Origin of the sequence: Halotia branconii CENA392, assembly GCF_029953635.1 — a bacterium.
Classification (GTDB): Bacteria; Cyanobacteriota; Cyanobacteriia; order Cyanobacteriales; family Nostocaceae; genus Halotia; species Halotia branconii.
In genome coordinates this window covers 2,904,705-2,919,028 of sequence record NZ_CP124543.1, presented here as the reverse complement: position 1 = coordinate 2,919,028, position 14,324 = coordinate 2,904,705, and the positions used below count along the sequence as shown (strand labels likewise).

Annotated in this window: 15 protein-coding genes; 11 read left to right on the top strand and 4 right to left on the bottom strand. The window is 40.2% G+C overall.

The window, feature by feature from the left end:
- Nucleotides 1-154: 154 nt before the first annotated feature.
- The 4 genes from QI031_RS12765 (at nucleotide 155) to QI031_RS12750 (ending at nucleotide 1,826) form a co-directional block, all read left to right on the top strand.
- The gene (locus QI031_RS12765) at nucleotides 155-346 is read left to right on the top strand and encodes a type II toxin-antitoxin system HicB family antitoxin (RefSeq protein ID WP_281485511.1); all 192 of its coding nucleotides are present in this window, start codon (nucleotides 155-157) and stop codon (nucleotides 344-346) included.
- Entirely contained in the window at nucleotides 343-540 is a 198-nt protein-coding gene (locus QI031_RS12760; RefSeq protein ID WP_281485510.1) for a type II toxin-antitoxin system HicA family toxin, read from the top strand. The genes QI031_RS12765 and QI031_RS12760 overlap by 4 nt, the downstream gene beginning before the upstream one ends.
- A gap of 579 nt (nucleotides 541-1,119) precedes the next feature.
- The gene (locus QI031_RS12755; RefSeq protein WP_281485509.1) at nucleotides 1,120-1,443 is read left to right on the top strand and encodes a nucleotidyltransferase domain-containing protein; all 324 of its coding nucleotides are present in this window, start codon (nucleotides 1,120-1,122) and stop codon (nucleotides 1,441-1,443) included.
- Entirely contained in the window at nucleotides 1,440-1,826 is a 387-nt protein-coding gene (locus QI031_RS12750) for a HEPN domain-containing protein (RefSeq protein ID WP_281485508.1), read from the top strand. The genes QI031_RS12755 and QI031_RS12750 overlap by 4 nt, the downstream gene beginning before the upstream one ends.
- A gap of 91 nt (nucleotides 1,827-1,917) precedes the next feature.
- On the opposite strand, the gene QI031_RS12745 is transcribed toward QI031_RS12750, so the two are convergent.
- A complete protein-coding gene (locus QI031_RS12745; RefSeq protein ID WP_281485507.1) occupies nucleotides 1,918-2,169 on the bottom strand; it encodes a hypothetical protein in 252 nt (83 codons plus the stop codon).
- 398 nt (nucleotides 2,170-2,567) lie between these two features.
- Between QI031_RS12745 and QI031_RS12740 the strand changes: the two genes are divergently transcribed.
- Complete coding sequence (locus QI031_RS12740; RefSeq protein WP_281485506.1) at nucleotides 2,568-2,831, top strand: DUF3146 family protein; 264 nt, start codon at nucleotides 2,568-2,570, stop codon at nucleotides 2,829-2,831.
- A 40-nt stretch (nucleotides 2,832-2,871) separates the two neighbouring features.
- Here the strand turns inward: QI031_RS12740 and QI031_RS12735 are convergent, their stop codons facing one another.
- From QI031_RS12735 to ntcA, 3 genes are all read right to left on the bottom strand, one after another.
- Nucleotides 2,872-3,327: a pre-16S rRNA-processing nuclease YqgF gene (locus QI031_RS12735; RefSeq protein WP_281485505.1), complete on the bottom strand. Its 456-nt coding sequence runs from the start codon at nucleotides 3,325-3,327 to the stop codon at nucleotides 2,872-2,874.
- 34 nt (nucleotides 3,328-3,361) lie between these two features.
- A complete protein-coding gene (locus QI031_RS12730; protein WP_281485504.1) occupies nucleotides 3,362-4,852 on the bottom strand; it encodes a DUF3084 domain-containing protein in 1,491 nt (496 codons plus the stop codon).
- Nucleotides 4,853-5,026: 174 nt separating this feature from the next.
- Nucleotides 5,027-5,698: a global nitrogen regulator NtcA gene (gene ntcA, locus QI031_RS12725; RefSeq protein ID WP_010998529.1), complete on the bottom strand. Its 672-nt coding sequence runs from the start codon at nucleotides 5,696-5,698 to the stop codon at nucleotides 5,027-5,029.
- A gap of 510 nt (nucleotides 5,699-6,208) precedes the next feature.
- Here ntcA and fabI point away from each other — a divergent pair.
- From fabI to QI031_RS12695, 6 genes are all read left to right on the top strand, one after another.
- Complete coding sequence (gene fabI, locus QI031_RS12720; protein WP_281485503.1) at nucleotides 6,209-6,985, top strand: enoyl-ACP reductase FabI; 777 nt, start codon at nucleotides 6,209-6,211, stop codon at nucleotides 6,983-6,985.
- Nucleotides 6,986-7,314: 329 nt separating this feature from the next.
- Complete coding sequence (gene hisB, locus QI031_RS12715; RefSeq protein ID WP_281485502.1) at nucleotides 7,315-7,935, top strand: imidazoleglycerol-phosphate dehydratase HisB; 621 nt, start codon at nucleotides 7,315-7,317, stop codon at nucleotides 7,933-7,935.
- Between the two features lie 147 nt (nucleotides 7,936-8,082).
- Complete coding sequence (locus tag QI031_RS12710) at nucleotides 8,083-9,066, top strand: ABC transporter ATP-binding protein (RefSeq protein ID WP_281485501.1); 984 nt, start codon at nucleotides 8,083-8,085, stop codon at nucleotides 9,064-9,066.
- A 781-nt stretch (nucleotides 9,067-9,847) separates the two neighbouring features.
- Nucleotides 9,848-11,320 carry a polysaccharide biosynthesis/export family protein gene (locus QI031_RS12705; protein WP_281485500.1) on the top strand — a complete coding sequence of 491 codons (1,473 nt, stop codon included), beginning with the start codon at nucleotides 9,848-9,850 and terminating at the stop codon, nucleotides 11,318-11,320.
- A gap of 329 nt (nucleotides 11,321-11,649) precedes the next feature.
- A complete protein-coding gene (locus QI031_RS12700) occupies nucleotides 11,650-12,876 on the top strand; it encodes a vanadium-dependent haloperoxidase (protein ID WP_281485499.1) in 1,227 nt (408 codons plus the stop codon).
- A 545-nt stretch (nucleotides 12,877-13,421) separates the two neighbouring features.
- On the top strand, nucleotides 13,422-14,312 hold the full coding sequence (locus QI031_RS12695) for a hypothetical protein (RefSeq protein WP_281485498.1): 891 nt from the start codon (nucleotides 13,422-13,424) through the stop codon (nucleotides 14,310-14,312).
- The last annotated feature ends 12 nt before the right edge of the window (nucleotides 14,313-14,324 follow it).

Below are 14,324 nucleotides of genomic sequence, written 5' to 3'. Positions count from 1 at the left end.
GTAGCTGTCCGCCCTTAAATTTTTTAATTTTGAGAGTCTAATTTAGACTCTTTTTTTTGACTGAAGTTAAGATATGTAAGGTAATCTAACGAATCGATAATCTAAGCATTAGTGGCTTAAATTCCCTAATTCAAAAAAGGCAGCGAATAGGCGAATGATTAAGAAAAAATACATTTACTGGCAAGATGATGATATGTGGTTAGGTTATCTCGAAGAATATCCTGACTATTGGACTCAGGGTGAAACTGAAGAGGAGCTAAAAAAAAATCTACTCGATATTTACAGTGAATTAACAAGTGGAAATATCCAAAATATTCGCAGAGTTGCAGAACTTGAAGTTTCATGAAACGAAGAGATTTAATCAGTAAGCTTGAAGAAATGGGTTGTATCTTCGTTCGTCATGGTGGCAAACATGATTGGTATCAGAATCCAATCACAAAAATTTCTCAAGCCGTTCCTAGACATAGAGAAATCAACAAACAACTTGCAAAACATATTATTAACCCTCTTCTGTTACTACGGGGAGATTATAATCCCTAAACCCTGTTATTTGGTAATTTCTCAACAAGTAAGCTTAAATGAGAAAACTAGAATGCGATCGCTCAATTAATGATTTTGTCTAAGGTTCAGGTTGGGGGTAGTATTTTTCTCTCCCTATAGTGATTAAAGAGGGATTAAGATGCTTAGTGATGAAGCTGGCTAACACTAAGTTAGAGCCAATCTTTGAAAGCTTCTGACAAGCGATGCCTCACTCTTATGAATGGAAGAAACACGTAAAATCCTCTTCCCTCTTACCTTACTCTTCTACTAAAATCTGAAGCGCCCACATTGTCACAGGGTCTTCTGCTGGACGCACATAAGAACCATCAGCTTTAAATAACTTCCGTATATTTATGTCCTGGCGATACTTCTATGGTATGTTAGCCGGATTTTGGTAAGGATTAGTGAAATCGGAGAAAGGCATGAAGTTATTGCTATGGGAGACAGATTACACAGTAGATAAATGATATACCATCGTGAGTGATAGTCTAGACATGGTTTGCGATCGCTCTTTCTCTGTGTGCGATCTTTTTTAAATTTATATAGATATAAAATAAAAGTAATTGTTTATTTTAAACTATGCTAAATCAACCAATTTCAACAGTCTTAACCCGGATACGCGAAAACTTAAAACAACTTTATGGAGAACAGTTAGACAAACTAATTTTATTTGGTTCACAAGCCAGAGGAACAGCACAACCAGACTCAGATATTGATATTTTAATTGTATTAAAAGATGTTTTTAGCTATTCTCAAGAAAGCGAAAAAATCAGTCAAAGTATTGCAGATTTATGTTTAGAATATAATGTTTTAATTAGTTGTGCGTTTGTTACCCGCGCTCAACTCGAAAATTATAATAGTGGTTTCTTCCGTAATATCAGACAAGATGGGTTAGTAATATGACCCTTGAACGACAAAGACTCCTAGAAAAAGCCGAGAGAAGTTTACAAGCAGCGGAAGAACTTAACCAAAAAGGTTTTGCTGAATTTGCAGCATCTCGTGGCTATTACGCAATGTTTTATATTGCTACTGCTTTTTTAGAAGGTGAAGGACTTGCTTATTCTAAACATTCAGCTGTAATTGCTGCTTTTGGAGAAAGATTTGCACGTCCACAGCGAGTTCCTCGTAAATTTCATCGTTATCTAATTGATGCAGAAAGAACTCGTTTACGCGGTGACTACAATATTGATCCTAATATTACACAAGCTGATGCCGATCAGATTATTCAAAGAGCTATCGAAATTCTTAATTTTGCCAAAGCAAATATTGACTCTTTATATCCTTGAATAATCACAAAAATCCTGTTAATCCTTTTATTTTGTAGCGTAGCGTTAGTTATGCATCATGATTCTAACATTTGATCAAATAAATCTAGGTTTAGATATCGTCCCACAGCTCTGAAACTGGAAAAGTTTGTCCTACTGCTGCTTGTCGCACAGACTCTTGCAGTTCGGCTAATATTTGTGCTTTTGGCTCTTGTTCATCAATCCAAGCTAAACCACTGATGTTATCAGAATTTATAGAACTCATAAGCTGTTGGCAAAGTTCTACAGGGACAAGTACGTCTGTTGTTTCTCCATCTACGTTGGTGACATAACGTATCTGACTTTCAATTTCTGCGATTATCATAAGCTTATTTCTCTTATCACGCTTTTTTGCACTAAATCGCTTTTGTCAACAACCATCAAATAAATCGTGTATTCTGGGTTGGGTTATGCGATCGCGGATGACTATAATTTTAAATAAACACCCATAACACAGGAAAAAATAAGGATTTTGCCGTTGCATACATGCGGGATGAATCGGCGCTTGAAACCATTGATAATTCCTTCTGAATTGGGCGAAATCATCCTATGATTCAGCAAGTCAGGATTTTTTCGCCTAGCCGTAAATTCAGCCGTTTGAAGTAAAAATCCTCAACTACAAATACTCACTTTGTCAGTTTGTCTATTTAAGCTATGTTTGGTAAATAAAAGAAGTAGGCTACATAGTTAGCTTTTATTCCACACTTGACATCATAAAGCATTGTGAGTGCGAAACGCCTGCCAGAAACCATCGCCCATGTCAGAATCATTCGCCAATCCTGGCAACACGGCTTCCTTGAGGGCGAAGTCAGCGCGGGTGACTTTGAGTGGCATTTCCAATGGCACTTCCGCCAAGGAAAATTGTCTGTCAAACCTTCTCAAGGTCGTGCCTTAATTAAAGAACCCCTCGGTCGCTTCTTAGAGCAACAAGATTACCAATTAGAACCTGGAGGAGACTATGCTTTTACTATTCGAGCAGAACTTTAAGAATTAAAAGTTATAAGTTATGGATTCATGACGTAAGTTCTTACCCTTCACTCTTCATTGCTGATTCGGTGAGGCGATTTAAATATCTTTCAATCAAAAGGATGGCAACAATATCATCTATCGGTCGTGGTGGCTGTCGCATCCCCTTTGGCAATAGTTTTGTTAGTCCCTGAGGAGGATACATCTGCCAATAGCGATCGCGTGCTTCTAAAGTGCTGTAGCGTTCATTGACTAAAATGATATTTAGCGGCTCTGCTAATTCTTGATAAAGTTGCTGTTTCCACCGTTTAGCTGTAGTTTGATCACCCATTACTAACAGCGAGACAGGAAACCTCTGGCGTAATGTCTCAATGGTAGCGATCGCTTCTTTCGCAGGTACAACTTGGTGATAGTATAATTGCCGATCTAGTCCGATAACTGCTAAACCACACTTATCTTTACCTGGATCAAAACCCAAAATGACTGGTTGTGTTGGTGAAAATTCACTAAAAGCCATATTAAATAAGTTTTCTTTATATTAATCTTGTTTTTTAAGTACTTAAAATAACTTGACCGTTGGAAATTACTACTAATTTCACTCTCAAAGGCCCGGCTGTGTAAGTGTCTTCTGCCGCGATCGCTTTAATCTCTAATGGTTGATTGTACTGCTTGAGTTGAGCAACAAAGCGTAGAAAAGTACCATCTATTTGGACATTTTCTACAATTCCAGCATTACGGGCGCGAAATTGGGAAGCAGAAATCAACAAATCCAATCTTTGCCGCATCTGATAAGATGTCATGGCTTTGGGGTCAGCAGTAGTGGAAGCCAATACCTCACCTTTAGAAAAAACCAATTGATTTCGCGCTGCATCGGCAAAAAATTCTATTTGTTTTTCTCCTCTAACGTAATTGCCAGCGGAGAAAACTCGCACTACATATTCTCGACCATCATTAATTTGCTTGATCAGTTGCTCAATTCTCTCTTGAGTAATCCGCAATGTCTCTATATTTGCAGGATTTGCGCCAGGTTCAGTTAATTCAATATTGGCATTTCGGTTGGCTTCTTGTAAAAGTTGTGTCACCGCCTGACGAGCAGCAGCAGCTTGGTTAACTTGAATGACAGCTGCGGCCAAAACTTGACCACGAACTAACGCCAATTTACCTAAACGCAAATCTCGATATGACTGGTAATATTTTTCCAGCCTCGCTACTTCTTGCTCTAAATAATCTTGTTGTCTTTCTAATTCTTTGAGGCGAGATTCACGTTTAGCAATCACTTGCTCTCGTGAAGTAATTTCTTGATTACGTTTTTGAATCAGTTGATCTAGTTGAGTAATTTTTTGATCGCGTAATTCAATCGCTACCTTTCGGTTGGCAAGTTCGCGATCGCGTTTTTCAATAGCTGTTTTGGCTTGATCAATCGCTTTTTTAGCTTCGGCGTAAAGTCTTTCACGTTCTGTTTTTAATTGTTCAACTGCTGCCTGTAGAGCTTTTCTTTGATCGTCAACACTTTGCAGTTCTGTGATAGCTTGTTGGTACTGAGTTGCCACTTTACCCAACTGGCTTTGAGTTCGTTGAAGTTGAGTTTGGGTTTGGGCTTGTTGACTAATGGTACGGTTGAGTTGAGCTTGCGTTTGCCGTTGTTTAGCGTTAGCTGCTTGTAAAGACTTATTAATTACTTGTAAGTCTTGCTGTGCCTGTGTTTTTTCCTTCCTTGCCTGGTTTAGCTCACTTTCTACTTGGCTTTTTTGGGTTTCCGCAGTTTTGAGTTGTTCCCGCTTGTTTCTGAGGTCTTTTTGAATATCTTCTAATTCAAATACGCCCTTGCGTAATCCTTCATCGGCAGCGAATAAAATCCCTAGAGTTGATGCCGAAATTAAACCACCAGTCAGAATAGTTACCAATACAGCCGTATTTTTAGGACGGAGGTTGAATAATGAGAGACGCGCTTTGCCAACTCTAGTGCCAATGCGATCGCCAACGGTGGCAATTACGCCTCCCAAAATTAAAATTGCTGCTATGAGGATGTACCCGGTGGTCATCTTCAGCTACCGAAATGCTTCCAGATACAGCCTACTACTTTCAATCATTATCTGTGGAGGAGGGGGAGATTGGCAATAGCTGAAATTACTCAAGATTTGAGGTTTGATTCCAGCTATTTGGGTGGTTTCTTTTAAAAACACAACACAGACCAACTCCCATTATTCCAATTGCTTTTAAGTGAACTGTCTACTTAAGGTAACAGGTTTATGCACAGTAATCTTCTTTTTGTGGATAGAAATCATCTTTTTTTCTCGTAAGTCACCCAGTAATCTGGTGACGGTAACGCGAGTTGAACCAATGGCCTCAGCGATCGCCTGATGAGATAATTTCAGATCAATTGTGATCCCATCAGCACAAGGTACACCAAAATCACGGCAGAGAATTAATAGAAAACTCACTAGCCTCGATCCCATATCTCGGTGAGCTAAAGTTTCAATCATCATCTCTGTTTGTAAGATCCGCGAAGATAAACCCCGCAGCATTAACATCGATAATTCTGGATTTTCTTTGAGTGCTTGCTCCACCTGTTCAATCGGTGCCGATAGTAATTCCACAGGGGTAAATGCCACCGCATGGTAAAACCGATCTGACTTGTTTCCTGTCAATAATGACAACACACCAAAAACGCTATTTTCCCGCAGCAATGCTACCGTTATTTCTTCTCCTGCCTCGTACACCCTGGAAAGTTTAACAGCACCCTTGAGAAGGAAATAAACTCGTTCGGCAGGATCGCCAGGAAAAAAGATCGTTTTGTTGCGTTCAAAAGTTTCCACAACCGGCGGAAACGCTCCGGTCGCCATCTGACGAAAAACATTTGCTAGGGCTTTATCTTGTGTCACGATCATCTCCCTTCCCCTACCCAATGCCGGAAAAACAAAAACTGATTACCTAAGAATACACCTGAAAAATTAATAAAGCACCGTCAACCTTTCTGTTCGTTCCTATACTCAAACCCAAAACTTGATAGTTATTTGTTCATAATGATACATAATTTTTCATATTTTTAGCTAGTAGTTGTTATAAGTACTTCCACAGTTGTAGTCATCAGGTTTTTTGTGGAAAAATTCACGATATCTTAAGGAATATCTAGAATTTTTTTTGCAGAAAACACACTTACTAATAATTATTTTTGCAAATTATATGCAAAACATAAATAAACTTGGCTCATATCAAGTTGAATTGAGAAATAGCATTTAGGAAATGAGAAAGTAAAAACAGATAAAGAAGCAACTTTTTTTCTCTACTCCTCCTCTTTGTTCCTCTCGATTTTTTTGATGCCTCAATTGTGATCTTTGATGGCAAGTCGGTATCAGATTCTAGTATGCTCCTAGTGATTGCTTGCATTGACAATTTTTATGCTTAATCTAACTGGAAAGAACGCCTTGGTTACGGGTATTGCCAATAACCGGTCAATCGCCTGGGGGATTGCTCAGCAACTGCACAAAGCAGGAGCAAATCTAGGTATTACCTACCTGCCAGATGACAAGGGCAAAATGGAGAAAAAAGTTGCAGAATTAGTTGAACCTCTTAACCCCAGCTTATTTCTTCCCTGTAATGTTCAAAATGATCAACAAATTCAGTCTACCTTTGAAACTATCCAAGATAAGTGGGGCAAGCTAGATATTCTCATTCACTGTCTTGCCTTTGCTAGCAAAGATGATTTGAGTGGAGGTTTTAGCCAAACCTCTCGTTCTGGCTTCAACACCGCTTTAGAAATTAGCACCTACTCATTAGTACAGTTAAGTGGTGCAGCTAAACCGTTGATGACCCAGGGAGGTAGCATCATCACCCTAACCTATTTGGGCGGTGTAAGAGCAGTTCCTAACTACAATGTTATGGGAGTCGCTAAAGCAGGTTTAGAAGCAAGTGTACGTTATTTAGCTGCTGAGTTGGGGTCACAGAATATTCGGGTGAATGCCATTTCTGCCGGCCCAATTCGGACTTTGGCATCTTCAGCGGTAGGCGGCATTTTGGATATGATTCATCATGTAGAAGAAGTATCACCCCTACGACGCACCGTAACTCAGCAAGAAGTAGGCAATACTGCTGCTTTCTTAGCTAGTGACTTAGCCAGTGGCATTACAGGACAAGTCCTGTATGTAGATGCAGGATATGAAATCATGGGAATGTAATACGATTTGGGCAGAGGAAGAGGCAAGGGAGCAGGGAGCAGGGAGACAGGGAGAGAAGTGCGGTCTTGGGGTCTCCCCCTCCGGGTTCGGCAGTCCAACGCCAGTCGCTCCTGGGGGAAACCCCCATGACCGCGCTGGCTCCTCTTTGTTGGAACAACAAGACAGGGCTGCCTCCCCAAGTGGAGCAACTTCGGGAGAAAGAGGTAATTCCTCTTCATCTCCTCTGCACCCCGCACCCTGCCCCAATTCCTCTTCTTCATTCCCCTCTGCACCCCGCACCCTGCCCTTCTGCCTCTTTCTTATGCCCCATGCCCCATGCCTCATTAATTATGCAAACAACTGAACGCCAAATTACTCAAACTTCTCGGATTGCCTCTGTTCACCGCACTACTGGTGAAACTGATGTCCAAGTTACTGTTAACCTAGATGGTACAGGAACTTGTACAGCAGCTACAGGTATTCCATTTTTAGATCACATGTTGCATCAAATTGCTTCCCACGGTCTCATTGACTTGGATGTCAGAGCTACAGGAGACTGGGAAATTGATGACCATCATACCAATGAAGATGTAGGCATCACCTTAGGGCAAGCTTTCACTCAAGCATTAGGCCATAGAAAAGGTATTGTCCGTTTTGGAAATTTTCTTGCACCGTTGGATGAAGCTTTAGTTCAAGTAGTACTAGACTTTTCTGGTCGCCCTCATCTCAGCTATGGTTTAGAAATTCCTACCCAACGAGTAGGAACTTATGACACCCAATTAGTGCGGGAATTTTTTGTCGCGCTGGTAAACCATAGTCAAATGACTTTACACATTCGGCAACTTGATGGCATTAACTCCCACCATATTATTGAAGCAACATTTAAAGCTTTTGCCAGAGCAACGCGAATGGCGGTGGAAATTGATCCCCGCCGTGCTGGTATGATTCCTAGTTCTAAGGGCGTTTTGTAAATATAGTCAAAATTACGTGGTAAAGGTGATATTAAGAGTGCCAATTAGCAACTATGTTTGCCATAATTGACAAACCTAGTGGCGATCGCATTTGTCAAACCATTAGGTGTCCAGCAGTTAAATATTAATTTTGGTAACTGAACCCAGATGAAGTCTGTTGTAGACAACCTTAATTCTCACCCGCAGACTATAGACACGCCGCCAGTAGTCCTGACTTCTGAATTGCGAAAGGTCTATCGCACAGGCTTTTGGTTGAATCAAAAAGTGGTATCCCTTAAAAGCTGTTCTTTGACAGTTTATAAGGGAGAAACTTTTGGTTTACTAGGGCCTAATGGTGCTGGTAAAACAACCCTTTTAAAATTGTTATTGGGGATTATTCGCCCTACAGGTGGACGAGGATTGCTGTTTGGTAAACCGCTAGGCGATCGCCACATCAAACAATACATTGGCTATCTCAGCGAAAATCCTTACTTGTATGAGTATCTCACTGGCTGGGAATTTTTGCAGCTAGCCGCAGGTCTATTTCAAATTCCTCAAAGCTTACAACGCCAACGCATTCCTCAACTACTAGAATTAGTGGGTTTATCTGTCGCTGATGCTCGTAAAAAACAGATGCGGCGCTATTCTAAAGGTATGCTACAGCGTGTTGCTATGGCACAGGCACTAATTAATGATCCAGAATTGATCTTTCTAGATGAACCAATGTCTGGTCTCGATCCTTTAGGGCGTTACCAAATGCGCGAAATTATTCTATCTCTAAAAGCCGCAGGTAAGACGATTTTCTTCAACAGCCATGTTCTGAGTGAGGTAGAGCAAATTTGCGATCGCGTTGCCATCCTCTCTCAAGGCGTATTAATTTGCATCGGTTCTCTTGATGAATTATTAGGTAAAGGGGATACATATCAAGTCAAAGGTCAAGGTGGTGACTGGGAAATTCTGCAAAAATGGATACCTAGTCTAACGTTTGCACCTGATGGTACTTGGCAAGGTATACTACAACAAGACTGCTATGATTTTCTTGCCAGTCTCCGCTTGATGGGAGGACAAATAATTTCTATGAATTTGTCTCATTACTCTTTAGAAGAATTTTTTATCCAAAAAATACACCAGCAAAATAACTCACTTAGCTAAAATCTTGCTCCTCAATAGTTTTATCCGTCAAATTCACCAAAAACCATCTAAAACGCCTGTCCAGCCATAGAAAATAGAAAATTGGAGTTTAAATAAAGTTAATTCCCGATCTCACTTTTTATTTTTGTGAAACATTTAATACGACGTATTTATAAATACTAAATATTCAGAAAAACTAAAATATAAAATATTTAAGTCGATCTTATAGTGCTTTTCGGTTGTTTGTAATACACTCCTGTAAGGGAAAAAAGGGGCTAGTACCGCAAAGCGGAATTAAAAATTAAAAATGAGTACGGCATAAGCTTTTTATCAATTTTGAATGGGTGGTTTATTTCATTCATAATAAAACCGCTATGTCATGAAGTAATTCAGATTAACTTTTGTATTAAATATTTTGATGTAATACAAATGAATGTATACTTTTTCAAAATATGAGGTGATAAATCATCATTTCAAATGTTGATTTCATTTATTTGTGTGATATTTTGTGGATATTTACATATAGAACATAGTCTTTCTAGTTACTATTTGTTTGTGTAATTATAAACAATATTAAAGGTAACTAATGTGACACATTAAACAAAAACAAATGCTATATCAGGTTAGATAAACTTTAAGTTAACTTTACTAAAAATTCAAACTTAATCAACAATATGCCTCCGGAAAATCAAAGTTTTCTAGGAAAATAAGAATGTTGGGGAACTTGCATACTTAAGTATAGTCAAAATAAAAATGTTTAGACAGTACTTTACCAATCGTAGTCTCAGAGTCTCAGGTAAATATGCTTAACAAAAATTTACTAAAATTTCTTACCCAACCAGTTGTGGGTATGGCTTTATTAACAGCTTTTAATGTCGCGACTCCATCTGCGAGCCTAGCTCAGGGACAACCAGTATTTCCTACTCCACAACCAGTATCACCAAATTATCAAACCTCAATAGATACAAGTTACTTATTAGGAGGCGGTGATCTTATTCGTGTGAACGTATTTGAAGTACCAGAATATACAGGTGAGTATCAAGTTCCTCCAGGTGGAGCAATAAATTTACCTTTAATTGGCAGCGTACCTGTTTTAGGATTAACAACAGAACAAGCTGCCGACGAAATTGCTAGAAGATACTCACGCTTTCTCAAGCGTCCTTTAATTTCTGTCAACCTTTTATCGCCTCGTCCTATCAATATTTTGGTTGCTGGAGAGGTGACACGTCCTGGAGCTTACACTCTCAGTTTAAGTGGAGGCGCAGGGAATAATCCAGGCGTACAATATCCAACTGTACTAGCTGCACTGACAACAGCTCAGGGAGTTACCTTAGCAGCAGATGTATCTGAAGTTAAATTAAAGCGTAAAACAGGCCGCTCTTCTGAGCAAGTTGTTACTATCAATTTAAAAAATATTATCCAAACAGGTGATACAACACAAGATATTACCTTAAGAGATGGAGACACGATTATTGTACCAACTGCCACTAACTTCGACGTAGCAGAAGCACGCAATTTATTTGCAGCTAACTTTGCAGCCAGTCAAACCACACCCCGTACAGTAGCAATCATCGGTGAAGTTAATCGTCCTGGTTCATATCTTGTCGGGTCGGGTGGTGGTGCAGAAGGGCAGTCAGGTACAGCTACAGCCACAGGAGGTGGTCTGCCAACTGTAACGCGGGCAATTCAACTAGCTGGAGGCATTACATCACAAGCCGATGTTCGTAATCTCAAGCTCCGCAGACCTACAAGAACTGGCACAGAACAAACGGTAGATATTAATCTTTGGCAGTTGTTACAAAGTGGTGATGTCAATCAAGACATAATTGTCCAAGATGGGGATACTATTGTTATTCCGACTGCAACCGAGGTAAATGCAGCAGAAGCTACTCAATTAGCTACCACTACTTTGTCTCCTAATGCTATTCAAGTTGGTGTAGTTGGTGAGGTCAAAAACCCAGGAGCTTTAGAAATCAAGCCTAACAGCTCTTTGAATCAGGCATTGCTGGCGGCTGGCGGATTCAATGATGCTAGAGCTAGTAGGTCTACAGTCGATTTGATTCGGCTCAACCCAGATGGTTCTGTTACCAAACGTGAAGTAAAAGTGGATTTCTCTCAAGGTATTAACGAACAAACAAATCCCATACTTCGCAACAATGATGTTTTAGTGGTCAGCCGTTCAGGTTTAGCTAAAACTGGTGATAGTGTAGGTGCTATAGTTAATCCTCTAGGTGGTTTATTGGGAATCTTCAGAGCTTTATTTGGTTTCTTTTAAAGAATAAGCTAATAATATTAGGTGGTTAAATCATTGAACAATAAGATCCCCGACTTCTCAAACAAGTCGGGGATCTTAGTCTATAAATTGAAACTCGTCCTCAAAAGAAATCAGCCATCCGAGGCAACACATCTGCAAATATTTGTGTAGCTGCTACCAGTCAGTGTTATTTCTGCACCATTGAGTTCTGCTAGTAACTAAACTGATATCAGCTGAATAAACCAATGATAGAGTATGGACAAACTTATATACAAGCTGTTAATAGATTGATATTATCATTAAGGTTCCGCAAGATATACGTAGTATTTTCCACAAGCTGGCAATAAATAATGAAGACTTCGTTTTTTATCAACAGTGCTGCTGCTACATGTCTGCTTGCCTTAGCTACTATTCCAATTGCTAATGCTCAGGTTCCAAATCAACCTGATAGTGTACGCTTCAATCCCAGAGATACTTTCTCAAATCCGCAGTTTCCACCAGTCTTAGACGATTCACAAATTGTTGCTCCTACTGCTCCCAACTGGAAAATACCCCAGAATCCGGTGAGAAGATTTGACACATTTATTATTCCCCCACCACCCTCAAATACATCTGCCCAAACAGCAGATGAATTGAGAGAATTGAACCAATTGGCGGCTACCCGTAACAATCCCGAAGTTATCAAAATCATCACTCGCTGGAACTTTGACCCACCTGCCTCAAACTATAATTACTATTTTGACCATTTAGTTCAACTTTATCAATATAGTCCACCTTTAGCGGCGCGCTGTAGCGCCATGCTTAACGAAGGTATCTATTCTGGTCTTCTAGCTGCATGGTACAACAAGTTTATGTATCTGCGTCCTCGTCCTGATCAGGTAACTAATTACGCTTTTCAAGCTGACAATCCCAGACTACCTACGCCTTACCATCCTGCTTACCCTTCTGGTCATTCCACCTCTGCTGGTGTATTTATGGCTGTTGGCCCTGCTTGTTTTCCTGAAGAACCAGTGGAGAACTTCGTTGCTTTAGGCAGAGAATCGTCTCTAGCACGGAGGCAAGGGGGTGTACACTACTACTCTGATTCAGTAGCTGGCGAAGCTTTGGGGTATACAGTTGGCAGTGCAGTAGTCAGGGGTTATAGAGAAGATGGCTCTCCACTTGGTGGTAATACGGCTCCTGCTGTATACAGCCGTCCACCGTCGTTTAACTCTAACGGTACGCCAACTACTACCCTTGTACAAAAGAGAACTACCATTAATGTAGGGCCACAACTGAGTTCAGACCCAAGTCAACCAGGCAGGCAAAGGATTATTTTAGTACCTATCAGACCAAACGGACAATTTACGACTGCCCCGGTTGTCAAAAATCCACCAGATCCATTAATCAATATCCCAGCAGCTAGTACCACACAACTTGGCCCAGTTCCGGGTACACCTGTTAACCCAACTGGAACCGAAAGAAATGCTCCAGCTACTTTCTCTGACCCAGATCCAGCACCTAACACGGGTAATGTAAATAACTCTGCTCCTATCGCTCCGTTAAATCAAGTGGATTCTGCTCCTTCAAGTAAATAAATTCTTCTAAGCCCTTCGGGCAGGGAATAGGGAACAGGGAACAGGGAACAGCAAGAAAACCTTGCACGAGATGCCCCTCCGCACAGAAGTTTCAATGCGTCCTTGTACAAATCCCCATACTTATAACGCTTCTCGGTTGCATGGAATACACTCCAGAAATAAAAGAGGCTAGGAACTAGAGGCTAGGGGCTAAAGTGGTGTATTTCATTCATAAGAAAACCGCTATAATCTTTAACCCAAAAGTATTGAATTTCATCCGACGATGCTTGGGGTTGGTTTACTCACTGTGGTCTATTCATCTGAAAAACGCTGTAAAAGTAGGGGATTTCCCTGTTCCCTTTTTAATTGTAAGTAAGTCGGTGCAATAAAACCAAACTGTGTAAAGAAAAGTAAATAGCGCTCAAACTCCTTCTCCCCCTGCTCCCTGCCCCCTGCCCCCTGCTTGAATCCAACAATAATTATTTACGCCGACCTACTTATATGCAACAGTTTTACTGATCCGTTGAGAGTAATTACACTTTTTTCTGGTTCAATCATTTATTATTATGCAATTACAAAAGATCATCCCTATAAAACTGTGGGTTCATTTGTGCTTTGTAGCATTCAGTTTCACAGCCACAGCTACACCTTTAATGGCTCAAGCTCCTACTTCTAACCAAAATCAAGTTCAGACTGAATCCCAAAGCAATAATAAACCATCTTTTTTGCCGAAAATCCGCAACGATATTAAAATTAAACGTCAACCGCTTAAATCTAGCTTGTTACATGAAGGGATGACTCAAGCTGAGGTTGAAAAGGTGATGGGAAAACCAACTGATATTAAGGTGTTCCCTAACTCAGATTTGAAAATTGAAATCCTAAATTATCGCCAAGAACCAATCATCACCAAAATATCGATGATTGATGGTTATCTGTCGGGTGTTACTAGTGAACTCAAAACCATAACTACCAATAATATTCCTCCTTTTGCTCAGGTAATTAAAATTGGGATGAGCCGTCAAGAAGTGTTGAAATTGATGGGACAGCCTTTCTCTGAACAGCGCAATGACATCTCTATTTATAAGCTTGAGCGACTTGCCTTTGTCAAAGAAGGTCAGCTACCAGTAAACATAGTTCTCACGGATAGTCGCGTAGAAGGTATGAATGTTGGGTTGGAAACTCCTGTCAAAATTATGGCAGTTATATTGCCAGCAGAACCAGCCACACCAAAAACTGGCCCTGCTTATCAACGCATTCGCATTGGGATGAATCCACAACAGGTAATATCAATTTATGGTCAGCCTACTTTTGTACAGCCTTCAGTGTTTAAGGAGCAGAAAGTTGTTGATTTCGTGTACGCTACGCTCAATACAGATGCTTCTACTAGGTTTACATTTATCGATGATGTGCTGACACGCTTTTCTTTTATTCCCCAAGCAAATTTTTACAAAAAATAAAGTTCAACTTAA